Below are 24,725 nucleotides of genomic sequence, written 5' to 3'. Positions count from 1 at the left end.
CTAACTTGAAACTTGAAACTTGTAACTTGAAACTTCTAACTCTTCTCATCATCCCTCCGCTCGCGTTTTTTCCTCCGCTCTTCTTTCTTCTTCGCTTTACGCTCCTTGCGTTTTTGTTTCTTTGCCTCTTTGGTGGCATCGTCGTCTTTGCTGAACAGCCTGCCGAGCATCGTTTTCTTGTTGTCTTCCTTCCCGGCTTTTTCCTTATCCGTTTCTACTGCGGCGATGTTGATGTCCTGGTCGAAGGAGGGTTGAAGCGCGTGCACAAAGGCATTCTGCATCACCTGCACGATCGCATACCAGATGTTGGCTTGCGGATTGTTGATGCGGCCTTCGAAAGGGATCTTGGTGGCGAGCTGGTCGTTGCGTTGATTTTCGAACACCTCTCCGGCAGTACCTATCAGCCCTTCCCATAGTTTTTTCAGTATGTTGTCTTTCCGGTCTTCAGCGCCCAGCATCTTGAGGTCTTTGATCAGTGGTTTTACATAACCGTTGAACCTTCCATCCTTTGCGGCGATCTCGGTGAACAACCCGAAGGAACCTTTGCTCACATCCGCTTTCGCATAAGCTTTGAAGAAATCGTTCAGCTTCACCAGGTTGGTGTTCTTGAGCTCCGCGTTCATGTCGAACGTGGGGTCTTCCGCCAGCGGATCGAGCTTCATATTAAAGGACAATGTTCCGTCGTAGATGTTGGCGGTGGCCCTGATGGAAGCGGGCAGTATGGTGTTGGCGGAGTCGTAGCTGTTGATGAGGTTAATGCCCGTGATCTCCGCGTCGGTCAGCGATACATCCACGGGCGGGTTACTGGTGTGATCGATGTACTGGATCTGGCCTTCGTGCACGTTGAAGCGGTTAACTTTCAGGGGCATGAAACCGTCCAGCATGTGCTTCAGCTGTGACGAGTCTTTCTGCACATCTTTCGGTTCCACCTTGTTGCGTGTAAAACGGATCACCGGTTTCCTGAAGGTCACTTCGCCCACGATAGAGCCCTGTAGCAATGCGGCCCACTCCACGGAAAGATCCACTTTCGAGACGGCCACAAAAGGTGTTTCCTGTTGGGTGATGCTGTCTACCTTGTTGAGGTAGGCGCTGTCTATCTGATAGGCACCGCGAATGAGCGCAATATCGATGTCGCGGATATGCCCGCGATAACCCTCCATTGTTGCCAGGGTCTTGTTGGCATAATGCAGTATCACATAAGGAAGCGCCAGTCTTGCCCCGATCAAAACAGCAATGACCACCACCAGGATCACCCATCCACGCCGTTTTCTATCGCCGCGTTTTTTAGCCATTGGTAAAATGCTTTGGCATTGTAAGGGTAAAAATTATGCCCACGCACGAAACTCCGGTCGGTAACGGTAACCATTGGCAGGTTCATGAGGTTCTCGCAAAGACCGCCAAGAAGACGCGAAGGTCGCAAAGGTTATTTTATTTGCGACAATGTACTGCCGCTGGTCGTTGCTCAGATTGCAGCCTAAAAAACTTGACGCTCTTTGCAATACTCCTTTGCGCTTTGCGTAAACCTGTATTCACCCACGGTTGGCTCGTTTCAGCCGCTCAGCGTTATGGGGGAAGAACAGCAACCATTCATCATTATTTGGGGCCGAATACTTTATACTTTATAAAAATGCTGTACGTTATTAATTAAATCACTACATTAACATGGTATAAGTTTTATAGGTCCGGCTTTATAAATCGTCCTGTTTATGCTTATCAGATCACTTCTTCTGGCGTTTATTTTTCTTCTTGCGGCCTGCAGGTCGGGCGAGATTGCCTGTCCCCGTGTGAAAGGTGTCAAGCTTAACAGACGCCCTGAAAACTACCGGATGAAAATGAATGCCTATGCTTCGGCAGAAGAAGAGGAGAAGGAGAAGTTTACCTTTCCGCGACAAACACGCCCCGTGAAAGACGCAGCCTCCATTGAAGAGTGGGATTGCCCCAAACCCGGAACCAAAGCCCAGATGCCCAGGGCGGTGAAAGAGAACATCCGGAAGAACAGAAAAAAATTCGAGACCTACTACAAGAACAGGAACGTTCCTGATACCCTCCATACCTCTACAAATCGTGCTGCGGGATCGAGAAGGTAGTTGACAATTGACAAATAAACAGTTGACAACGTTCGATTTTAGTTTCGAGATTCTGCTGTCGGTTTGAGAAGCCCCTTGACGTTGGTTCGATAGCAGGGATGTGATCTATTACTCATCCATTGTCAATTGCCCTTTGTCAACTGTCAACTATTTCTCCATCGGTACAATTATTTACCATCCTGCCATGACGGACCCAGAGAGGAACTGCTGGTTGCATTTGCGGTTACCGGGGAACGTTCAAAAAATAAATGTCCAACTAAAACCTTTTTAACTATGGCAACGGATGTCAAGGACGTAAAAACAATGGCTGCTGACCTGAAGAGAAAAGCCGCCAGCTACAACCCTGAACGCAAAGAGGGACCGGTAGCGAAAGCTATCGAATCTGAAACCTCGCGACTACCTTCTGACGCGTTCTTGTGGGCATCGGTAAGCACCATGGCTGCTTCCCTCACGCTCAAACTTTTTAAACAGGATCACCTGGCGTTGTTCGTTGGCCAGTGGGCAGCGCCGATGCTGCTCTTTGGTATCTACAATAAGCTCGTAAAACTCGAAGGACACGACGCCACTGAAAGGACTCCTGCGGGCAGTAGGCAGTAGACAAACAGGCAGTAGACAAAGGGCGGTGGTCGTTTCAAAGATATGTTTCTGATCACAGAACCCCCTGGACTATCGCCAGGAGGTTCTGCTTTAGTTTGCATGGTGCGTTGCCTACTGCTCTTGCCTACTGCCTACCATTACCTACATCGCTCCGAACTGCTTCAGATATTTCTCCGAATTTGCCCTCACGTTAGCCGGTGGGTTGAGGCTCAGCGATTTTTTGAAATTTTTGACGGCGTTCGTCTTATCACCTTTGATGGCATAAGCTTCGCCGAGGCTATCCCATGCGTTGGCGCTTTTTGGAAATCGTTCTGTAACGATTGTCAATATTTCGATGGCTTTGTCGTTCTCTCCATTGTTCAGCAGCTGGTATCCGTAGTTGTTGAGGTCGGTCTCGGTGGCGATGGCCATGGCGTCTTTCATGATCTTGTCTCCTTCCTCGGTTTTCCCCGTCAGCTTCAGCAGGCCTGCCTTGGTGTTGAGGGTGGCAAAAGTTTTATTCTGTGCAATGGCCTGGTCTATCCATGCCAGTCCTTTTTCAAGGTTCACTTTATTCTGAAGCGCATAGTTGGCGGCGCTGGTATAACCCTGCGGTGTGAAGCCGGTGGTTCCTTTCAGCTCTTCCGTGGCGTTGGCCATCACGATGTCATCCACGGCGAATTCTATTTTAACAGGGAATTGTTTCTTCTCCCAGTTGAGCACCAGCTCAGCCGTTGTTTTGGTTGGATTGATAAAATCGAACGTGAGCAGCTCGGTATGCGGCGTGGCACGCACCTGGATCTTTGAGCGCAGCTGATCGTTCTTCGGATCGTACCAGAAGCTTCCCCACGACCTGTAGTCTTTGGACAGGATCACTTCTCCGCTGTTGTCCTTATTGATCACGAAGAACAGTCCGTATGATCCTGCCGGTACGGTCTGACCTTCTACCTTGGCGGGATGGGAGAACTCGATCACAGTATTCTCGTTGGCCCCTGCCCGCCACGGCGCTTCCCTGCCTGCTCCGAATCCCTGCACATTCCATCCGTAAGGTACAAGCGCACCCCATACTTCACGGCCTTTTACAGAGGGGCGCGAGTATTTGACGGTCACCGTCGAGATTCCGATGGTTTGAGAAACAGTGGCAGCCGGGCTGGCGGTGCGTGGCGTAGTGATACCCTGCGCCAGCACCTGCATCGATACCAGCACAAAAATGAGCGCCGGTACAACACCTTGTAATATGCGATTTTTCATGTTGCTTTGGTTTTCAAATAATATAAGGCGCCTTCGTGCAAAATACAACAACTGGGCTTCGAAAGGCGCTAATGTGTTTGCCGGGGCTGGAATTGCTCACGCATATTGGGTGATTTGAGGTACGAGGTACGAAGTACGAGGTACGATGGGGAGACAAAATACGAAAGACCGGAAGCAAGAATTTACAAACTTACTGCCGGTCTTTAAAGGGAGGATTACGGTCCTCCGCGCTTCACTATATAGTATTCTTAAGAGTCCACAGTCGACAGTCCACGGTCCACAGCCGTGCAGTGTTGCATCACCATCCAGTCAAGATCGACGCGGCTCCTTACTCCTTACTCCTTAATTCTTACTCCTTCTTCTGACTCCTGGCTTCTGACTCCTGACTTCTTTTCTTCACATCTTCACTACTGTCCGGAGATCGAAAGTGGCTACATCTAAATTTTCACGGTTATCTGTTACTGTAAAGATGATGTCGTTGAAATCGGCATCGCTTCCTTCGTTCAGGATCCTGTCTTCGAAGGCGAGCACCACATCACCACAATCTTTTTGTTTGAACAGGATGTGCTGTTGCTGACCGTTGGGATTGAGTTGTGTGTCGGTATACAATGTAAGCTTGTCGTAGTTGACGGCTTTGTTCTCCCATCCGCCAACGATCAGAAAAAATCCGATCACTGTTCCCGCTTTGAATTTTCCGTCGCCCAGCCTGAGCATGTCACCTTGCTTAAGAAGATTTTTAGACACTACGGGAAAAAGAACGTTCAACTTGATGTCTGCGGTGCTGGATGGTGCCGCGGCCGAATCGTAAGCATACCATCCGAAGGTGTTGGAGAAGCCCGCGCCTTCTGAGATGAAGCTCACATATACTTCAGATTCCTGCAACAGCACGATCTGCTTCTTGGCCCTCATGTCGAACAACACGTCCTGCTTGTTCTCATTGTTCTTGTGCTCCGGGAACTGCTCCATGATGCTGCCATATAAAGTAGGGCAGGCCTTGGTCGATATGATATCGTCGGGTACTTCTTTCATTTTTCCTGAATCCTTGGAACACCCACTTACCAACAGGCACAGAAGAACAACCGCAAAGGATGGTTTGAGAATTGAATGGTTCATATTTACTGCTTGGAAATTTTTGTCATGCACCGCATGCGGATCAGCAGTAAAAAAAGATTGTGCCATCTCATTTTGATCCGTCATTCAGAGCGGGGAATGAGGACTGCTTGCGCGGAGCGAGGAATCCCCTTTAAACGAAGTGCGGTTTAAAAGACATACTTTCGAATTAAGTACGCAGTATCGAACGGGGGATCCTTCGCTCTCACCGTCCAATGCGCCGTCACCGCTCTGGATGACGGTCTTCGAGGGGAGAGTCTATTGCCTACTGCCTACTACTGAAATGCGGAGCGGGATCTTCTTAAGCGGTTTATCCTCCTGATACACCTTCACGCTGGCGATCTTGTCGATCACGTCCAGGCCTTCCACCACTTCTCCGAACACCGTGTACTTCTGGTCGAGCGACATGTATCCGCCGGAGGTCATATAGGTCTCACGCTGTTCCGGTGTCAGCGTCAACCCGAGGTTTTTCACTTCTTCATCCACCTGGTAATCGGCATACTTGCCCCCATGCACAATGAAGAATTCGGTAGAAGATGACTGAAGATCAGGGTTATCCTCATCCTGCCGCGCCATGGAAAGCGCTCCTTTTTTATGGATGTATTTTTTATTGAATTCCGCCGGGATCATGTAATCGAGCTGGTCGTCAAAGTCCCCGCCCTGGATCATGAACTGGTAGAAGACACGGTAAAATTCGGCTTCCTCATAGTGGCCCTCCTTGATGAGCTTGATAAAGTTGGCGCGGTGCAGGGGCGTTTCGTCATAAAGCCTGATGCGCATGTTGCCGAAGTCTGTTTCAATAAGTACTTCGTTCTCAGGGTTTGCCTGCCCATACCGGGTCAGCACCTCCCGTACATTCTGGCGGGTGATCACCTCGTTCTGAGGTTTGCTGCAGGACAGGATTAGGATAAAAACGGGTAGTGACAGGGACAAAAATCTTCTTTTCATGAGGTATTGGTCGTGCGTTAAAAATAGAAAGGTTTCAAAGAATCCACAATATGGACTGTATTGGGGCATTAGCGGCGGGCGGCTGTATAATTCGGGGAAAGATGAACCTATGTAATGTTTTATCTCTTTGAGCCTTTTAAACGCGGGCCAGGAGATCAAATTTTGTAAAACATTTTAACCCCGATCGCCATGAAAAAATATCTGAATCCCGTTTTTTTGTTTTTTGCGGTATCACTGTTTTTACTTCAGGCATGTTCCGAGGATGATCCTAAGGAACAGGAGAGCACCGTTAACCACGTAGGCACACCCTGGAAGATCAGCAGCGTGGAGTATAACCTGATCGATCAGAGCCTTACTTCGCAGATTATAAAATCAGGTACGGCCTCGGACGCCGGCACATTTTATTTTGATGGCGCCAAGGGTAGTTTCGATATTAAAATTGAAGGCAGCCGCAAGGAAGATGTGTTCACTTACCAGGAAAATTCCGGCGACGTGACCATCACCAGCATCAGCCAGAGCGTGGGCGGATCGGCCCTGAGCCAGAACGTGATTGCGCTCTCCGGCGACAAACCCAGCGCCACCACCATGACGCTGAGCGGAACGGTCACAAAACAATCTTTGACAGGACAGTACGTGCTCACGGCTACGTTCAACCTTGTGAAGCAATAAGCCGTTGTGACTCATTGTAAGCCCTGGATCCCTGCTGTTCCCGGCAGGGATTCATGTGCTGGTAAAAAGCTCTCGGTACGCAGGTTATATTTCTGCATCAGGGTTTCGATGATCACGATGGCGTCTGCCGCACCGAAACTCTCCGTTTGCTCCGTCACATACGCAATGGCTTTTTCTATTTCCGTGGGCGTCCATATTTTGGGATTCCGGTTCTCGTCTACCTCGCGGATCAGATCCTTGATCAGCGACCCTCCGCCTGCTTTGGCCACCAGTTTCATAAACGCGTTGATCAGCTGCTGTTCCATAAATACGTTTTACGTCAGGTTAATGCCATGTTTGCATACATAAACCATACCCGGCGCTGCAACCATTTACAGGCTCTCCCGTTTGTTAACCAGCAGGTTTTAAACATCTTGCGCGTATGTTCGCACGTAACCATCCATGAGATCCCATTGCATTTAGGCCTTATTGGCCGCCTGCTTCCATTTTCAGCCAATTCCCTTTATTTTTATCAAATCACTTAATCTGATGAAACCCCGCTTTCCGCTGATGTTGCGTATCACCTTGTCGTGCTGGGTGGTCTTCTGCGGTATTTCTATATCGCGGGCGCAGCCGTCTGAGGTTGTGCCGCAATCGTGGGCGCAGGTGAAGCAGGCGGGAAAAGGCACCGTGATCGCCTATTGGTACGAGTCGCGACCTTTTATTTACAGAACACCCCAGGGAATGGCGGGTCTCGAATACGAGCTCATGGAAGGGTTCAGGCGATACCTGAAAAAGAACTTTCAGGTTGAGCTGGAGGTGGTGTGGAAAGAGGCTGATAACTTCGGCGACACCTATGCCTCCATCCGCGACGGGCAACAGAACGGTACTTTCGGCGTCTCTGCATTTTCCATCACGGCCGACAGGGAAAAAGAGGTAGCTTTTAGTCCGCCGTATATGGCCGACATCTCCGTGCTCATCACCAGCAGAAATATTCCCATCGTTCACACCAGCGAAGAATTCAACCGGGTGTTCTCCCGGCTCAAGGCAGTCACCATTCGTGAAACCACCTATGAGCAGGATATCTACAAACTGAAGACCCAGGGAAATCTCTCTTTCGACATTGAATACATCCCCAGCAGCAAAAACATACTCGAAGCCGTGGATGAACGCGACAGCGCCTTTGCGTTTATCGACCTGCCTGTATATATGATGATGTTCGAGAACGATCCTTCCATCAATGTCAAACGGCAGAACATGTTTCCCGTGATGCGCAAAGGTTACGCCCTCATTTACCCTCAGACCAGCGACTGGGCACAGCCCGTGGAGTCATATTTCTCACACAAGGATTTTCATGGCGAGTTGGAGAGGATCATTGCCAAATACCTCGATCTTGAATTGTACCACTTCATTGAAGGCCTGGCCATTCAATCGAATAACCTGGTGGCGCTGCTTACCAAAGAGAAAGAGATCCAATCGCGCGACCTGCTGGGTAAAGCCGAGCAGCTTGCCCGCGAGACCCGTGCCCTCAATTTCCTGCTGGCGTTGGTGACCGTGAGTCTCATTTCCATGGTGATCATTATCCTCCTGTACCGCAAGCGCAGCCAGCAGAAGAAACAGATCGAACGCCAGCGCGAGCAGCTTGCACAGCGCAACCGTCACCTGGTGGCGCTGGATGAGGAGAAGAACAACCTGATCAAGATCCTGGCGCACGACCTGCGCACCCCCATCAATCACGTGCAGGGGCTTGCACAGGTGTTCCTGCTGGGCAACAACGGCTTGCCTGACGATCAGAAAGACCTGATCCAGAAGATCATCGATTCATCGGAGCGCCTCACCAAAATGATCAACAACATCCTCGACATCGATTCCATCGAACAGCGCCGGGTGAAGATCCTCATGGACGAGGTGCCCATTTCGCCGCTGGTAAGCGAGGTGGTGAAAAGTTTCGACAAGGTAGCCGCCAAAAAGAACATCGACCTTTCCATCACATCGCTGGCCGAAACCGCCAGGGTAAGGGGCGACTCGCTTTTCCTTACGCAGGTGTTTGAAAACCTGATGTCCAACGCCATCAAGTTCTCGGCCAAAGGAAAAAAAGTGGAGGTCAGCACCCGCGAGGAAGGCAACAACGTATGGATCAGCTTCAGGGACTCAGGCCCCGGCCTTACACCAGAAGATCAGAAGCTGCTCTTCAGAAAATTCCAGCGACTGAGCGCCAAACCTACCGATGGTGAAACATCGATCGGACTGGGCCTCTCCATCGTCAAAAAATATGTGGAGCTGATGGGCGGGAATGTGTGGTGTGAGTCGGAGCCACAGAAGGGGGCCTGTTTTATTGTGGGACTGAAGAAGGCGTAGAAAGTTAGGTACGAAATACGAAATACGAGGTACGGTTTGTGCTTCGCACTGTCTACGATCAGGGCACTACGTACGTCGTACTTCGTACCTCGTACCTTCTGAAGCGGGTATGGTTTTTGGATGACCAAAATCATCAAACCAAATCCCTTTTAAGTTATGCAGTATTTTACAGAAGCACCTGTTAGTCTGAAAGCAGATATGCAGGATGAAATTATTGAGATCAAGCTCTGGGGGCTGTACTTATTGAGCACCCGCGCCAGCATCTACAACGAGATCCTCGAAGCATCACTGGATCATGGCCCTGTGGAGAAAAATCCTCAAAAACCCGGAAGGATCACGTTCAGGTTCAAGGTGAAGGAATGGGAAAGCAAGATCAAGAAGCTGTTGTACTTGCACCGCATCCCGGTGATCGTCACATCCAACGTGTCTTATTATCCGGCATCGTTCACCAGGCAACCGCAGATGGTAGCCTGAGCGTAGTGTCTGAAAGCAAATCGATCTTAGCGCGGATCAGTCCTTCTTCGCTTCTTTAGCCCACATATCCCGGAGCGTCACCGTACGGTTGAATACCAGCTTTGTATGGGTGCTGTCGGGGTCAAGGCAGAAGTAACCTTTCCGTAAGAACTGGTAACGTTCTGCGGTGGTGGCTTCCAGCAAGGCCGGCTCTGCATAAGCCTGCACCACCTGCAGCGAGTCGGGGTTGAGATAGCTTTTGAAATCCCCTTCGGCATCACCGAGGTCTTCTACTTTGAACAGGCGGTCGTATAACCTTGTTTCTACCGGTACGGCATGTTGCACGCTTACCCAATGCAGCGTACCCTTCACGTTGATGCCTGAAGTATCGGAGCCACTGCGGCTTTCCGGTATATAGGTGCAATGCAGCGCCTGGATCTTGCCTGCACTGTCTTTGACAACACTTTCGCAGCGGATGATATAGGCGTTCTTGAGCCTTACCATCTGGCCTGGCGCGAGGCGGAAAAATTTCTTAGGCGCCACTTCCATGAAGTCTTCCTGCTCGATGTAGATCTCCCTGCTGAAAGGAACGTCACGTGTGGTGGCATTCGGATCTTCGGGGTTGTTCTCACCGGCCAGCATTTCGCCTTTGCCTTCAGGATAGTTGGTGATGATGACCTTCAGCGGATCGAACACTACCATTCTTCTCAGCGAGATCTTGTTGAGATGCTCGCGCACACAGAATTCCAGCAGGCCCACATCGATCAGATTCTCTCTTTTGGCAACGCCGATCTTGTCGCAAAACTCGCGGATGCTTTCAGGTGTGTATCCCCGTCTGCGCACTCCACTGAGGGTAGGCATGCGCGGGTCGTCCCAGCCGGCAACGTACTTTTCATTCACCAGTTGCAGCAGCTTGCGCTTGCTCATCACCGTATAGGTCATGTTCAGGCGGGCAAACTCATACTGGTGCGAAGGGTACAGCTCCAGCTTCGCGATGAACCAGTCATAGAGCTCGCGGTGAGGAATGAATTCGAGTGTGCAGATGCTATGGGTGATCTGTTCAATGGCATCGCTCTGGCCGTGCGCGAAGTCGTACATGGGATAAATGCACCATGTATCACCCGTGCGGTGATGATGGGCGTGTTTGATCCGGTAGAGGATCGGGTCGCGCATGTGCATATTGATGTGTCCCATATCGATGCGGGCACGCAGCACCTTGGCACCATCGGGGTATTTACCCTCTTTCATTTCCTGGAACAGCTTCAGGTTCTCCTCTTTGCTGCGGTTGCGGTAGGGGCTGTCGGTACCCGGCTGGGTAGGGGTGCCTTTTTGTGCGGCGATCTCCTCGCTGGTACTGTCGTCAACATAGGCCAGCCCTTTTTCGATCAGCTTGATCCCGAAGCCATAGAGCTGGGCGAAATAATCGGAGGCATAGAGCTCGTGCTTCCATTGAAAACCCAGCCACTGTACGTCGTTCTTGATACTCTCCACGTATTCGGTGTCTTCCGTAACAGGGTTCGTATCATCGAAGCGCAGGTTGGTGTAGCCACCGTACTTTAGGGCAAGCCCAAAGTTGAGACAGATGCTTTTGGCGTGGCCCATGTGCAGGTATCCGTTGGGCTCCGGGGGGAACCGCGTAATGATCTGCTTGTACTTGCCCGCCTTCAGATCGCTGTCAACAATTTCTTCCAGGAAGTTTAAACTCTTTTCGTCGCTCATGACTTCAGTGTAAAAACCGTAAAGGTAAACGGTTTTGGACATGGAATGAAAAAATTTCAGCAGGGGAGCAGGTTCGTTTGCGCCGGCGGTACAGGGCATAGCGCTATCGTTTACGCTATAACCGCACGGAATATTTGTTCGGTTCCGGCCACCGGCCTTTGCTTTATGGCAAGTGTTTATAACAGGGTTGTGGATGTTTTTAATCCTTTGTAGAAAAAATTTCTGCACGCGCTCCGGGCACGTACCGTTGGCCCAAAATTTTAAATGATGTAGTAGACTTTTAAGGTAAGAAATAAAACACCTGGCGAAGGGCGAAAGTTAAGGAGCCGTTGAAGCAAAGTTCGCCGGGCGAGTCGGTAAATCTTTGGCCGACAAAATTCTGAACAGGGGTAAAATTATGAAATTTCACCCGGAGCCTATGCTCGTGTTCAAGACATAAGATTGGACGTATGAAATCCTTTATCTTATAAGATGTGCTATTATACGGAGTAACATTTCGCTTTAATTGTCAACAATTTGGCTAGATGAAAAAGAGAGATTTAAAATTGAGATCGTGAAAGAAGAAGCGCTAAAAAGTACGTTAGAGCGTATTGGCATCAAGTTGACTGATCTACGAAAGCAGAAGGGATACAGCAGCCACGAAGACTTCGCATATGACTATGAGATTCCCCGGGTTCAATACTGGCGTATAGAAAAAGGAAAAACAAATCTTACCATTAAAAGCCTTTGCAGATTACTGACCATCCATAAACTTACCGTTGAAGAATTTTTTTGCGCCCTTCACAAGGAATCTAAAAAGTGACCAAGATTTTTTAGGATTTTCAGGATGAATGCAATCCTATAAAAAAGGCAGCGCTTCCGGAATTTATCTACTTCACACTCCACGCAATCCTAAACGACCGTCAACATTCAGCAGGCAGCGGATCTTGTGCCGGTAACGTCAGGCTGTTACGAGGGCCTCATAGGTAGCCAGGGCGGGTGCAATTGTTCACAAATAGTTTCCAGATTGTAAGAATTTAGTAACAGTGGGTAGCTATTTCCGCATAGTTATGATGCCGAAGAGGGTACCAGTGCCGCCGTGCTGATACAGGAACGATTTTTTGCCCTGTCTGCTGGAAAGCTATCACTTATGGATGCTCACATATTGCAGAAAGTAGAGAACAGCCTCGATCAATATCAGGCGGAACATCACGGCGAAAGACCACTTTATATTCTCGTGTCGCCAGGTGAAGTAGACGGGTTGCTCGAAGAAGTGAAGCAGGCAAACGGCTATCCGAAGGATGTTCATGTGACCAGCTACCGGGGTAGTAAGATTATGAGGTATGAAGCGTTGAATAAAGGCGATCTTCTGCTCACCGATGAGCTCCCGGAAACATCATCCTAGGGTGAGAATTGCCAATTTCTGGCTCAGGATTGAGCACCGGCAGGAGACCCCGATGCCTTGCCGGATTATATCATGTATGTAAGGAATCGTGCGCTTACAACAAGTACGCCCCTGGTGTCCGGATTATCTTTGGACCATGCAAGCGAATAGGATGAATCTGGATGGCTTAACGCCCGAGCAGCGTAAATTCATAGTTGACCTCAGCAAAAGGATCCAGCTGCTGGAATCCAAGCTGGTGATCCTCCAGGCCAGAATGGTACGCATCGATCCGCAGTTGATGGCAAATCTTGCCCGCAACTTTAAGCACATTAATTTGAATTGAAAAGGAGTAAGAATTAAGGAGTAAGTAGTAAGGAGTCGTATTCATACTGCACAGCCTTGATCGAAGTATCCATTTCATTCCCTGGCTAAGTTTTAATCACCCATTCTACGAATAACAGGTCTTCTTTGACGCAGCACGGCGTGTCATCGAACTGACCGCCCATCTTAATTCTTACTCCTTACTCCTCCCTCATACCCGACTCCTTGTTATCTTCGCAACAACGCAACTAACCATACCTTTCACAATCACCATGAAGAAAATTTACTGCTTAACGTTCAGCATTTTACTCCTGGCGTCCGCCGGATCGTCAGCACAGGACCTGGCGGCGATGGTAGCCAAACTTCAGGAAACCGTAGTGCCGGTAGAAGCCTCGTCTAAGAGCTACACACCGAAGATCACCTTTATACAACCTGCGGTGGTCCGCTACAGCTATGATGAGGTAGACCAGAAGGGCAATCGTACCAACTATGCCTATGAGTTCAACCTGTCAGACATCGACCCCTATGCCGTGCGTGAGCAGACGCAGAAAGACATTATCCAGGTGGTGATGGCCGTGCGCAACAAGCAGAAACTTGTGAAGTTCTACAAGAATGAAGTAGTACAGGCATACGATGAGCAGGCTGCCATCGTCGCCAAAGACATCGAAAATGCCCGGGCCATCAGCGACATTGTAAAAAAAGCGATCGCGCCCGCAGAAAAAGTAATGGCCGGCCGTTTAAAAATATCCGGTTACGATGCGATGGTCGGCTGGCTCAGCACCAACGTGAAGAACGTTGATCTTGGCACGCGGTCGTTCAAGCAATCGCTGGCCAAGGCTGATAAGGTGGGCAGCATGCGTTTTACACAGGTAGAGGCTGATCAGAAATCGTCGACCGAGGAGGTCTATACTTTCAACCTGGCCGATGTGAATGTAAATTCCATTGCCTACAAGATCACCGGCAACAAGTTCGCCATCAGCTTCGAGACGTTGCAGAAAGCGCGGTACATCAGCCTTCGCAAAAATGGTGAAGTAAAGCCGTACGTGAACGAGATCACCATCAATACCAACAGCGTAGACGAGGCACGTGACCTGAAAACGGTGCTTGCCCTGGCAGCGCCCCTGGCCGTTGAAAAAGTAAAAGCGGATATGGGCACCGTTTCTTCTGACAAGGATGCGCTGCAGCGGATCAAAACACTGACCGCAGAGGTGAGCGTTGGCAACAAACAAATCGCCCAGGAGCTCGATCCGCAGTGCGTCTGCACCTTCACGCAGGTAGAGAAAGACCCGAAGACCACCGAGAAGAATGTGTTCAAATTCAGCTGGGTGGATATCAATGCCGTTGCCTCGAAGATCGATGTGGCCGGCGACAGGATGTACGTTGACCTTGCCGTGAACGATAATAAAAAGCTCGTCATGCATACCCGCGACGAAAAATTCAACGGCTACGACAACGAAGTGAAATTGTATGTGCCCGACGTGGAACGTGCCCGGAGGCTCAAGTTTGCCATCGATAAAGCCGTGGAGAAATGCACTGCGTCGTTCAAGGAACCTTTCGGCGCCGATGCCAACCCCTGGATCAGGGCCAATGTAAAGAACGTGAGCCTTGACGAGATCACCGTAAACCAGGCCCTGGAGCCGGTGGAAGCCGGAAACAACAACAAGCTGAAGTATACCCGCAAAGAGATCAACAGCAAAGGTTCGGGCGCCGAAGAAGTGTATGAGTTCAACCTTTCGGACCTCAATCCCCTGAGCGTTGAGGTAGAGATCAAAGGCAAATGGTTATATGTAACCGCCGAAACTGAATTCAAAGGCAAGATCATCAAATACTACAAAGACGGAAAGATCCAGCCTTACGCCAGCACGATCCAGTTTGCCATCAACGACGTAGAGATCGGCCGGAGCATGGTGAGCGCGCTCCGAAAATCGATCAAAGCGCTTAAAAAATAGAAGTAAGTAGTAAGGAGTAAGTAGTAAGTGGGCTTACGCGCGGCAGCCCTCCTTACTCCTTAATTCTTACTACTTACTCCTTTTACTTGTGGGCTAGTGGATCGGCTACCCCATCCGGATCATCTTCAGCAACACCATCTGAGTTTACCACGCCGTTGTTGATCAACAGTAGTCCGGCTACGTGAGGTGTTGCCATGGAGGTTCCGCTCAGGATCGCATACTGGCCGTTCCTGTAGGTCGATACAATACGAACGCCGGGCGCGGCAAAATCCACAGCGTCGTTACCATAGTTGGAGAAGCTTGCGAAATGGTTGAGGCTGTCTACAGCAGTGACAGTATAGATATTCTTTCCATTGGTACGTCCGGGTGAAAAAGAGCTGGCGGTGGTAGACCGGTTGCCGGCAGCGATGGCCACGAAGATCCCCTTGTTTGCCACACCGCGGATCTCTGTTTCCAGGATCTCCGAAACTTCTTCCAGTCCCATGCTGATGTTCACCACGTCACCAGCCTTGGCGTTGGAGCGCACATAGGTTAAAGCTTTCAGGGCGGTGGAGAGGCGGCCGTCTCCGTGGTCGTCCAGGATCTTCAGCGCTACAAGCGTGGCGCCGGAAGCGACACCGAGTGTTCCGATCGTATTGTTTTTGGCGCCAATGATGCCTGCTACGTGGGTGCCGTGTCCGTTGTCATCGTCTGCCGATGTTTCACCGTCAACGAAAGCGCGGCTTCTGGACTGGTCTACCGTGAGATCGGGATGGTCGAAGTCAATGCCGGTATCCATGATCCATGCTGTTTTTCCGGTGCCATCGCCATAGCCAACCTTGTCTACATTCCAGGTAACGAGGCGGGGCGCTATCACAGTGAAGCAGGCGCAGATGGAGATCACCCTGTCTTGTTCTACCAGCATAACCGACGGATCGCGTTTGAGTTCAAGCGCTTCATCGGCAGAAAGCTTCATGATGTAATGCAGCAGCTCGCCGTTAGCTTCTCCAACGATCTTGTCTTCCGCAAGGCGATGGCTGGCCAGTACGCGTGCCGCCGCCCGTGCGCTTCTTCCACCGGGAGCCTGGTCATTGGCAAAAGCAACGATGTAGGTTCCATCGATGGGTTTACCGGAATTCGCAGACTTTGCCATGACGCAGAGATCGGCCTTCGTTTTGGGATTGGAACCATTGTCATCGTCACCGCAGGCAAAGAAGGCCAGTAAGGTGATAAAGACTGAAAGTCTCAGTGTTTTGTTCAGCATCGGAATAGCGCGCGCAGGTGTATTAAGGACAGTGGACATGTTACTGTTCGTCAGACGCATTCAAACATCTTTCAGCCTTTATAAAGTTCATAGCCGGTTTACCAAAAAGTGAACATGCCGGTGTTCAATACTGCACAGCTTTTGCCTGACAGAATAATACCATGCCGTGGGAACAGCGCCATTTGTTCTGGCATGATATTGCATGTCACGTCCAGCAATAACCGCCATCCCTTGCCGTTTAACTTCAAATGAAAAAAATCACATCCTTCTTCCTGCTCTGCTCGGGGGTAGACTCTGTGCTGATCAGCAAATGCCCCACCGAAACCAGCAAGTATGCAGGCATGGGGGCCACCATATTTTTTACAGGTGTGTTTGCAGCGCTCGCCGGCGGATATGCCCTCTATACAGTATTCGACAATGTATGGATCGCCTCCCTGTTCGGACTGTTGTGGGGACTGATGATCTTTAACCTTGATCGTTACATTGTCTGCAGCATGCGCAAGGAAGGAAAGCTCAGCCGTGAGCTCGGTACCGCTTCTCCGCGGATCCTGCTGGCCGTGATCATCTCTGTCGTGATCGCCAAGCCGCTGGAGCTGAAGATCTTTGAAAAGGAGATCGGTCCCGAGCTGATCATCATGGAGCAGGAGGCGTATGCGCGGCAGGAAGCACAGCTCAGGGCCCGCTATGTTCCGCAGCAGGACAGCCTGAAGCAAGAACGGACCCTGTTGCGTGATGCCATCGCTACCCGGATCGCCAAACGTGACGAGCTTGTACGCATTGCACAGGAAGAAGCCGATGGAACGGGCGGCAGCCGGCGCAGGAACCTCGGACCCATCTACAGGGCGAAGAAAGCCGATGCCGACAAAGCTGAAGCAGAGCTGCGCGAGTTTGTGCTGCAGAACGAGGCGCGCATCCAGGCCATCGAAAAAGGCATTGCCGATAGCGAAGCCACGATGAACCGCGAGCTCTCGTCGCAGGAGAAGACCAGGCTCAACGGCCCCGCGGCACGCATGGAAGCGCTCAGCCGGTTGACGGAGCAGAGCAGCGCCATCTGGTGGGCAAACTGGTTCGTGATCCTGTTGTTCATCTCCATAGAGACCGCGCCCGTGTTTGTAAAGCTCATCTCGCCCAAAGGCCCGTACGACAATGTGCTGAAGATCGAAGAGCACAATTTCGCAGCCCAGGAGATCGAGTCCATGGCAGCCACCAACGCCGCGGTCAAAGAAAGATCTTCACCGCTTCCGCAGCATGAGCGGAGCTTTATCTCCGAGCGCCTCGATGCGTCGTTGAAGTCTTGAGGAGTCCACGGTCCACTGTCGACAGTCCACAGCATTTCCCCTTCGAACTTTCGAACAAGGCTTCCCGATCGAATAACACCTTCCGCTCGAACAACCCTTCCAGGGCTTTTCAAGAGGCACCACTCCATAAGTTTGCTGCACTTGCATAACCCTCGAAGGGTTGTATACTTCCCTTCGAAGACGGGTAGCTACAAAGAAATTCCTCGCTCCGCACAGCCAACCCGCATGCCCCAACTCCCAATGAGGTGCCCACAGGAGGCTCCTATGGAGCCATTATGAACCAATATTCCATTCTATAAACAGGGAGCTCCATCCGGAGCTGAAATGCATTCCACTCCGGTAGGAGTGTTCTGTCTATAGGAATAGATCAAATGCCAGCAATGAAAACAAACGCACACGTCGTTCTTTTATCACTACTGCGTTCTGGTGGACGAGTTCTATGAATGACGGAGCTAAAAAAGGCTGGATCACCATTAAATCTTACCCTTTCATCTCATGAAATTTATCATTTCGTGATTTTTTGGTTAAAAAACATACCACTATCTGGAAAATTAGTGTGAATTTTTTCAATTCATGCCTTCAACCGATTTCCATTAGAATTCAAACGATTGTTAGGTTGTAGAATAAAAGTTTGTAAAAACGTTTGCATTCGGTATAACATTCTGTTCGATTCGGTATTACAGAATTTAATTCTTTAAATTCGGTTACAGTTAACCCTAACATTTGCTTATGAGAAGATTTCTACTAACGTTTTTAACGTTGGCCACACCTGTTTTTGCCTTTGCGCAAGACCGGCAGGTCAAAGGCACTGTAGTGAGTTCCGCAGACGGCACCGTACTTCCGGGTGTAAGCGTGATGCTCAAGGGCACGAACAACGGTACTACCACCGACTCGGATGGTAAGTTTGCGCTGGCCACTCCCGCTTCCGGAGGATTGCTGGTTTTTTCATTCATCGGTTTTGGTACACAGGAGGTTGAGATCGGCAATCAATCCGAGCTTAACATCAGCCTGGCGGAAGACTTCAGGCAGCTTTCGGAGGTGGTGATCACCGCGTTGGGCATCGAAAAGAGCCGGCAGTCGCTCGGATATGCTTTACAAGATGTGAAGGGTGAACAGCTGGCCGAAGCAAGGTCTGCCAACCTCGTCAACGGACTGTCAGGAAAAATTGCGGGTGTCAGGATCAGTCCCAACGCAGGGCCTGGCAGCGGGTCGAATATCCAGATCCGTGGACAATCTTCTGTAAGCGGTGTTAATCAACCTTTATTTGTGATCGATGGTGTGCCGATGGAACAATCTCAGAATGCGGGGAAACAGTTTGGCGGAGGTATGTCTGAGATCAACCCCGATAACGTGGCCAGCATTTCAGTGCTGAAGGGTCCCAGTGCCACAGCCCTCTACGGCTCACGCGGACAGAACGGTGTGATCCTCATCACCACCAAGAACGGTTCAGGTGTCAAGGGTATCAGTGTTGAAGTGAATTCCAACGTGATGTTCGAGCGGCCCGCCGTGAAGCCCGACTTTCAGGATATTTACGGCGGCGGTAACGGCTACCGCACCTGGTATACCAACGGGCGCAGCGCCAACATCACCGATGTGCTGGAGATCCAGCAGTATCGCGATGCCTATGGCAATGCTGCACCTTTGACCGGTACGGATGGAACGGATGAAAGCTGGGGCGCCCCCATGGATGGACGCCTCGTGCGCCATTGGTGGACGGGCACTGAAGTGGCCCCTCTCACACCTGCGCCCGATAACTGGGACGATTATTGGGAAACCGGCAAAACCGTTACCAATAACGTGGCCGTTGCAGGGGCGCACGACAAAGGAAGCTTCCGCCTTTCCGTAGGGCGACTGAAGCAGGACGGCATCATGTACAACAACGACTACTGGCGGAATAATTTCAAGCTCAATGCCGTTCATGATTTTACGGATAAGTTCAACGCCACCATCTCGGCCGAGTATATCAAATCGGGATCGGACAATCGCAGCTACCAGGATGGCCAGCAGTTCATCTGGTCTCATCGCCAGACCGATTGGGAAAAGCTGAAGCACTATGACGATTACAGGAGCGTGCACATTCTGCGTGCCGGCGATGGCGATGCCCCGAACTGGCAGCATACGTTTTTCACGAATCCATTCTTCACCCAAGACAAGCTTCCCTATTCCAACGAGAAAGACAGGATCGTCGGGAACGTTGCGCTGAACTACCAGGTGCTTCCTTCCTTGAGCGTGATGCTGCGGTCCGGTACCGACGTGTGGACGGACACCCGCATCAATGTGATCAACTACGAGCGGATCCGCGCAGGCACCCAGTTGTATGGCCAGTACTCGGAAGAAGTACTGCGCAACCAGGAGACCAACACCGATGTGATCGTCACCTTCAACAAGGAGCTGACGCGCGCGCTGAAGCTGAACATGATGGCAGGAGGGTTGCTGCGCACAAACTATTACAAGCGCGACTTCGCCCAGGTGAATCAGCTGGTGAACGATGGTATTTACAACCTGGCTAACTCCATCCCCAGCCTGAATACGCTGGCGAGCGCCATTGAAGAGAAGGAGTCGCAAAGCGTGTTCGGATCGGCCTCGCTCGGCTATCGCGATGCGGTGTTCGTTGATGTTACCGCGCGCAATGACTGGTCGAGCACATTGCCCGCTTCCAACTGGTCGTACTTTTATCCTTCCGTGACCACGAGCGTCATTTTAACGGAGCTTCTGCCAATAGGCACACCGGTGCTTTCATTCGGCAAGGTGCGGGCAAGCTGGGCGCAGGTGGGCAACGACACCGACCCCTACCGGCTCGAGCAATTGTTCTACTACGCGTCTGCATGGAACGGCGCCACGCCCGAGTTGTACGAAGGACTGGAGATCGCCAATCCCACGCTGAAACCTGAAATGACCACCGGCATCGAGCTGGGCTTCGAGGCGCGTTTTCTCAACGACCGCCTGGGCATCGATTTTACTTATTATGATCAGTCTACCAAAGACCAGATCCTGGCGGTGGAGATCTCCAAGGCCAGCGGATACAATACCCGTTTGCTCAACGCCGGCGAAGTGACCAACAAAGGTATGGAGGTGGTGCTGAACACAACACCTGTGAAGCGGCCCGGCGGAATCTCCTGGGATGTGAGCGTCAACTTTGCCCGCAACAGGAACAAAGTTGTGGCGCTCGCGGAAGGCCTGACAACGTATACGCTGAACTCCCGGAACAGCCTGGCATCACTGGCGATGGTGGGGCAGCCCTATGGCGCGTTGTTCGGCATCGGGTTCGAGCATGCGCCCGATGGCAGCGTCCTGTACAAAGACGGGCTCCCCGTTGTGTCTACAACGGCCAGGGTACTGGGTAACATCCAACCCGACTGGACCGGTGGCGTGCAGAACACCATCAGCTTTAAAGGGATCAGCCTCTCAGCACTCATCGATGTACGTGCGGGAGGGAAGGCCTACAACGAAGGCATCGGCATTGCGCGGTGGACGGGCCAGTACGAAGAAACAGCGGTAGGCCGTGAAGAAGGCATCATCGGCACCGGTACCATGAACATCGGTTCGGCAGAAAGCCCGCAGTATGTGCCCAACAATGTGATCGTGCCGGCCCGCCAGTTGTACGCCTACAACAATGCGCGCACGTATCACGAAGCTTCCATTTTCGATATGAGCTATGTGCGCCTGCGCGAAGTCTCCCTGGGTTACCAGCTCCCCGAGTCGCTGCTGAAAGGCTTCTTTATCAAGTCGGCCAAGATCTCTGCCGTGGGCAGGAACCTGGCGTTGCTGCTGACCAACGTTCCGCACGTTGACCCCGAGTTCGACCGACTGGGTGGAAACTCGTACGGGTTCGGCTACGGTGAACTGCCCACCACCCGAAGCATGGGCTTTAATGTGAACCTCACTTTTTAAGACAGATAAACAGTAACAGACCATGAAAAAGCTGAAACTGAAGATATACCTCCTGCTGGCATGTTTGATGGTGTCTGCCGCGTGCACAGACAACTTTGAAGAGAAGAACACCAGCCCCAATTACCCGAACGCGGCACAGGCGTCTACGTTGCTCACCACCACCATCGAGCGCGCTGCTGACCGCATCTGGGGAAGCAACATCCGCTACGAGCGCCTGAACATCGACGGGCCGATGTGCTGGATGGGCTACCTGGGCCGTAACATCTACAGCAACGAAGGTGATGACTACACCATTCAGCCTTCCATGTACAACAACAACTGGAAGGCGCTTTACAACGACGCGCTGCTGAATGCACAGCGCATGGTAGAACTTTCCGCGCCGGGCGGCAAAACACCACACAGCAACTATGAGGGTATTGGCCTCGTGTTGCGCAGCCTGGTATTTTCCGTGCTCACAGACCTGTATGGTCCCATACCGTATTCGCAGGCGCTGAAGGGAACCGCGCAGGAACCCATCTATACACCTTCGTATGATACGCAGGAGGCCGTGTACGCAGGTTTGCTGGCCGATCTAAAAACGGCCAATGAAAAATTGCAGGTGGTGGCCAGCGGGGGCGCGCCCATTGTTGCCGGCGCAGATATCCTTTATGGTGGCGATATCCTGAAATGGAAAAAGTTCGCCAATTCCCTGCGGCTGCGCCTGGCCAACCGTCAGGCAGCGAAGAAGCCCGCTGAGTCACGGCAGATCATCAACGAGATCCTGAACGATCCCGCAACGTACCCGGTCTTCACCAGCAACGCTGACAACGCACGGGTGGTGCACACCGCCAACCGTCCCAGCAACAACGAATGGCATGAGACCATGGTGCAGGGTGGCCGCACCGACTGGAATGTAGGCAAGACGTTGATCGATAAGCTCAACGCCCTGAGCGATACACGTGTAGCTGTCTTCGCGCAGCCTTTGTCGTCAGGCGCCTATGTGGGTATTCCCAACGGACTGCCTGATGCCGTAGCGACCACTTACCTGAACTCGACCAGCAAGATCGGTACGGCTTTTCTCGCGGCCAGTGCGCCCAGCGTGATCATGACCTATTCGGAGCTTCAGTTCATTCTGGCCGAAGCGGTGCTGGATGGTGACGCTGCCACGGGCTCGGCCCAGACCTTTTTCCAGAATGGCATCACCGCCTCGTTCGCCCAGCATGGTGCCACCCTGCCGGCGTCATACATCACCAACCTGGGGCCTGTTACCCGCGCGCTGGTCTTCGATCAAAAGTACATCGCGCTGTATGGCCAGGGCATCGAAGCGTGGACCGAATACCGGCGCACAGGCCTTCCGGTATTGCCGGCGAAAGATACCCGTGCTGTTTTCGTGAACAATGCTGTGCTGCCCACCCGGCTTCCTTACCCTACTTCCGAGCAATCGCTGAACGCCACGGAGTATGCCAAAGGTGTCGAGCTGATCGGCGGAACCAACAATGCGCAGGCCAAACTATGGTGGGTTGAAAACTAAAACATCGAACCAATGAGATCATTAAAAATAAAAATGAATATACCTGGAACAGTGTTCCTCGGTTTCTTCTTCGCAGCTGTGGTAACGCTTTCTGCCTGCAACGAAGAAGATCCCTTCGTAGACCGTGTGGAGGCACCGGTGCTTCTTGACTTTGACGAGGTGACGGGCTACCTGGCGAGCGGAGGTTTAACCGCTGTGCCTTCCGTTACCAAGACTGTCACGGCAGCTAACTATACCAATCCCGTGGTGTTGTCGCTCACAGTATATGAGCTGGATAAAAGTGGCATCCTCGATCATACCGTAGGCATCGACTCAATTCCAGTGGCGGGATTGAAGATCATTTTTTCGAAACGTGACGGTACCGGTACCGTTGAGCTGACTTCCGGCAGCGATGGAAAAGTGACCCTCTCCACAACGTGGGAAGCCCTCGGCGTTACCGATGTTCAAGCGATCGCCACATCGCCGCCGGCAAGAAGCATTACCATAGGCGTGACGTGGACAGGTGAGTATAAGGGCCAGTCCTTTGCCCGGTACTCGCAGGTGGTCTTCTCCAAAGCAGCGTCATGAAAACTTACAAAAAGTCCATAGTCCATAGTCGATGGTCCATGGCCGGGCAGTGTGATAATTACGTCCCGCCGTCCATGGACTATGGACCATCGACTCTTCCGTCTCATATCTCAAATCTCAATACTCAAATCTGATATCTAAAATTTAAAATCTACCATCCACCTATGAACACAATTACCAACAGAAGATCATGGCTCAAGCAAAGCGCGTTGGCCGCAGGCGGTGTAATGACAGGCATCGCCATGGTTCCGGACCTTTTTGCCAAACCCGCCTTTGGCATGACACCCGTATACAATAACCTGCTTTTTGAGAACTACCATGTGATGATGCAGGATCGCGAGAATATGAAAGCCAGGCTGCTGGCCAACGAAAATCCGTGGGGTCCCTCTAAAAAAGCAGTCGCGGCCATAGCGGAAAGTGCGGCCAAGGGCAACCGCTACGTGTACAGCAGCTCCAAAAAAATGGTCGACGCGCTGGTGGAGAAAGAAGGTGTTACGGCAGAGCACATACTGCTCTCAGCCGGATCGACAGACATCCTGGAGAAGACTGCCTTTGCGTTATGCATGAAAGGTGGTAACGTGATCTCAGCGGATCCGTCATACCTGTCGCTGGTGAAGACGGCGCAGGCTATCGGCGCAACCTGGAAGAACATCCCGTTACGGTCAGACTATGCGCATGACCTCGACGCCATGGAGAAAGCCATCGACGCCGATACCAAACTCATCTATATCTGTAACCCCAATAACCCCACTGGCACTCCTACTCCGATCGAGTCGATCAAAACCTTCTGTAAAAAGGTGAGCTCGAAGGTACCCGTATTCATTGATGAGGCGTACCTCGAGCTGATGGAGAACCCCGGTAACCAGTCGGCCACAAGCCTGATCAGCGAAGGATACGACGTGATCGTCTGTCGTACGTTCTCCAAGATCCACGGCATGGCAGGGCTGCGCATCGGCTATATGGTGGCGAAGCCAGACCGTGTCAAAGCGATCCAGAAACTGGTGCGCACTGAAATGGGCATCTCCGTTACTTCGCTGGAAGGCGCCATGGCCAGCCTGAAAGATACCGAGTTCCAGGAGTATACGCGGCAGCATAACAAAGAGGGCCGCGACTATGTTTTTGCGGAACTGAAAAAGGCGGGCATGAACCCCATTCCGTCGCAGACCAATTTTATTCTCTTCCCCATACAGATGCCGGTGAAGGACCTGCTGGGCAAAATGCTCGAGAAAGGTGTCGGCATCCGCGGGTACGAGATCGCCGGCAAACCTTACGGCCGCGTAAGCATGGGCACCATGGACGAGCTGAAACTTTTTGTCAAATCAATGAATTCGATCTTGAGTTGATGAGTGGTCCACGGTCCACAGTCGACGGTCCACTTCCGGCGATGGAAGTCGTCCCACCCCAACCGACGGCAACGCCGGAGTGCGCCAGAA

General features: G+C 51.5%; 21 protein-coding genes. 14 read left to right on the top strand and 7 right to left on the bottom strand.

Translation table 11 applies throughout. The features are described from left to right. Positions 1-35: 35 nt before the first annotated feature. Positions 36-1,292: an AsmA family protein gene (locus tag KK083_RS29240; protein WP_254169700.1), complete on the bottom strand. Its 1,257-nt coding sequence runs from the start codon at positions 1,290-1,292 to the stop codon at positions 36-38. A gap of 414 nt (positions 1,293-1,706) precedes the next feature. Here KK083_RS29240 and KK083_RS29235 point away from each other — a divergent pair, with 414 nt between their 5' ends. After that, positions 1,707-2,087, top strand: a complete 381-nt coding sequence (locus KK083_RS29235) for a hypothetical protein (RefSeq protein ID WP_254169699.1) — start codon at positions 1,707-1,709, stop codon at positions 2,085-2,087. Positions 2,088-2,360: 273 nt separating this feature from the next. Beyond that, positions 2,361-2,684: a hypothetical protein gene (locus KK083_RS29230; RefSeq protein ID WP_317195255.1), complete on the top strand. Its 324-nt coding sequence runs from the start codon at positions 2,361-2,363 to the stop codon at positions 2,682-2,684. A gap of 141 nt (positions 2,685-2,825) precedes the next feature. Here KK083_RS29230 and KK083_RS29225 read toward each other — a convergent pair whose 3' ends face one another. The 3 genes from KK083_RS29225 to KK083_RS29215 all read right to left on the bottom strand — a co-directional run bounded on the left by KK083_RS29225 (position 2,826) and on the right by KK083_RS29215 (position 5,972). Beyond that, positions 2,826-3,914 (bottom strand): DUF2911 domain-containing protein, encoded by a 1,089-nt coding sequence (locus KK083_RS29225; protein ID WP_254169698.1) that lies wholly within the window; start codon positions 3,912-3,914, stop codon positions 2,826-2,828. 396 nt (positions 3,915-4,310) lie between these two features. After that, the gene (locus tag KK083_RS29220; RefSeq protein ID WP_254169697.1) at positions 4,311-4,943 is read right to left on the bottom strand and encodes a DUF4114 domain-containing protein; all 633 of its coding nucleotides are present in this window, start codon (positions 4,941-4,943) and stop codon (positions 4,311-4,313) included. Between the two features lie 339 nt (positions 4,944-5,282). Beyond that, complete coding sequence (locus KK083_RS29215; RefSeq protein ID WP_254169696.1) at positions 5,283-5,972, bottom strand: peptidylprolyl isomerase; 690 nt, start codon at positions 5,970-5,972, stop codon at positions 5,283-5,285. A 189-nt stretch (positions 5,973-6,161) separates the two neighbouring features. Here KK083_RS29215 and KK083_RS29210 point away from each other — a divergent pair, with 189 nt between their 5' ends. After that, entirely contained in the window at positions 6,162-6,641 is a 480-nt protein-coding gene (locus KK083_RS29210) for a hypothetical protein (RefSeq protein WP_254169695.1), read from the top strand. A gap of 11 nt (positions 6,642-6,652) precedes the next feature. On the opposite strand, the gene KK083_RS29205 is transcribed toward KK083_RS29210, so the two are convergent. Then, complete coding sequence (locus KK083_RS29205) at positions 6,653-6,946, bottom strand: hypothetical protein (RefSeq protein WP_254169694.1); 294 nt, start codon at positions 6,944-6,946, stop codon at positions 6,653-6,655. A gap of 223 nt (positions 6,947-7,169) precedes the next feature. Here KK083_RS29205 and KK083_RS29200 point away from each other — a divergent pair, with 223 nt between their 5' ends. Continuing rightward, positions 7,170-8,978, top strand: coding sequence for an ATP-binding protein (locus KK083_RS29200; RefSeq protein WP_254169693.1), 1,809 nt, complete (start codon positions 7,170-7,172; stop codon positions 8,976-8,978). Between the two features lie 156 nt (positions 8,979-9,134). Continuing rightward, entirely contained in the window at positions 9,135-9,452 is a 318-nt protein-coding gene (locus KK083_RS29195; RefSeq protein ID WP_254169692.1) for a hypothetical protein, read from the top strand. 36 nt (positions 9,453-9,488) lie between these two features. On the opposite strand, the gene KK083_RS29190 is transcribed toward KK083_RS29195, so the two are convergent. Next, entirely contained in the window at positions 9,489-11,150 is a 1,662-nt protein-coding gene (locus tag KK083_RS29190) for a glutamine--tRNA ligase/YqeY domain fusion protein (protein ID WP_254169691.1), read from the bottom strand. A gap of 553 nt (positions 11,151-11,703) precedes the next feature. Here KK083_RS29190 and KK083_RS29185 point away from each other — a divergent pair. From KK083_RS29185 to KK083_RS29170, 4 genes are all read left to right on the top strand, one after another. Next, positions 11,704-11,952, top strand: a complete 249-nt coding sequence (locus KK083_RS29185; RefSeq protein ID WP_254169690.1) for a helix-turn-helix domain-containing protein — start codon at positions 11,704-11,706, stop codon at positions 11,950-11,952. 327 nt (positions 11,953-12,279) lie between these two features. Next, entirely contained in the window at positions 12,280-12,534 is a 255-nt protein-coding gene (locus KK083_RS29180) for a hypothetical protein (RefSeq protein WP_254169689.1), read from the top strand. Positions 12,535-12,670: 136 nt separating this feature from the next. Further along, positions 12,671-12,856 (top strand): hypothetical protein, encoded by a 186-nt coding sequence (locus tag KK083_RS29175; protein ID WP_254169688.1) that lies wholly within the window; start codon positions 12,671-12,673, stop codon positions 12,854-12,856. A gap of 250 nt (positions 12,857-13,106) precedes the next feature. Continuing rightward, positions 13,107-14,783 carry a hypothetical protein gene (locus tag KK083_RS29170; RefSeq protein WP_254169687.1) on the top strand — a complete coding sequence of 559 codons (1,677 nt, stop codon included), beginning with the start codon at positions 13,107-13,109 and terminating at the stop codon, positions 14,781-14,783. A gap of 82 nt (positions 14,784-14,865) precedes the next feature. Here KK083_RS29170 and KK083_RS29165 read toward each other — a convergent pair whose 3' ends face one another. After that, positions 14,866-16,065 carry a S8 family serine peptidase gene (locus KK083_RS29165; protein WP_254169686.1) on the bottom strand — a complete coding sequence of 400 codons (1,200 nt, stop codon included), beginning with the start codon at positions 16,063-16,065 and terminating at the stop codon, positions 14,866-14,868. Positions 16,066-16,274: 209 nt separating this feature from the next. Here KK083_RS29165 and KK083_RS29160 point away from each other — a divergent pair, with 209 nt between their 5' ends. The 5 genes from KK083_RS29160 to KK083_RS29140 all read left to right on the top strand — a co-directional run bounded on the left by KK083_RS29160 (position 16,275) and on the right by KK083_RS29140 (position 24,635). After that, positions 16,275-17,324 (top strand): DUF4407 domain-containing protein, encoded by a 1,050-nt coding sequence (locus tag KK083_RS29160; RefSeq protein ID WP_254169685.1) that lies wholly within the window; start codon positions 16,275-16,277, stop codon positions 17,322-17,324. A gap of 729 nt (positions 17,325-18,053) precedes the next feature. Continuing rightward, positions 18,054-21,215, top strand: a complete 3,162-nt coding sequence (locus tag KK083_RS29155) for a SusC/RagA family TonB-linked outer membrane protein (RefSeq protein WP_254169684.1) — start codon at positions 18,054-18,056, stop codon at positions 21,213-21,215. A gap of 22 nt (positions 21,216-21,237) precedes the next feature. Further along, the gene (locus tag KK083_RS29150) at positions 21,238-22,725 is read left to right on the top strand and encodes a SusD/RagB family nutrient-binding outer membrane lipoprotein (protein ID WP_254169683.1); all 1,488 of its coding nucleotides are present in this window, start codon (positions 21,238-21,240) and stop codon (positions 22,723-22,725) included. Between the two features lie 12 nt (positions 22,726-22,737). Further along, positions 22,738-23,292 carry a hypothetical protein gene (locus KK083_RS29145; RefSeq protein WP_254169682.1) on the top strand — a complete coding sequence of 185 codons (555 nt, stop codon included), beginning with the start codon at positions 22,738-22,740 and terminating at the stop codon, positions 23,290-23,292. 164 nt (positions 23,293-23,456) lie between these two features. Beyond that, on the top strand, positions 23,457-24,635 hold the full coding sequence (locus KK083_RS29140) for a pyridoxal phosphate-dependent aminotransferase (RefSeq protein ID WP_254169681.1): 1,179 nt from the start codon (positions 23,457-23,459) through the stop codon (positions 24,633-24,635). Positions 24,636-24,725 lie beyond the last annotated feature (90 nt).

The organism is Chryseosolibacter histidinae (genome assembly GCF_018598225.1).
Classification (GTDB): Bacteria; Bacteroidota; Bacteroidia; order Cytophagales; family Cyclobacteriaceae; genus Chryseosolibacter; species Chryseosolibacter histidini.
This window is presented reverse-complemented; position numbering and strand designations above follow the sequence as displayed.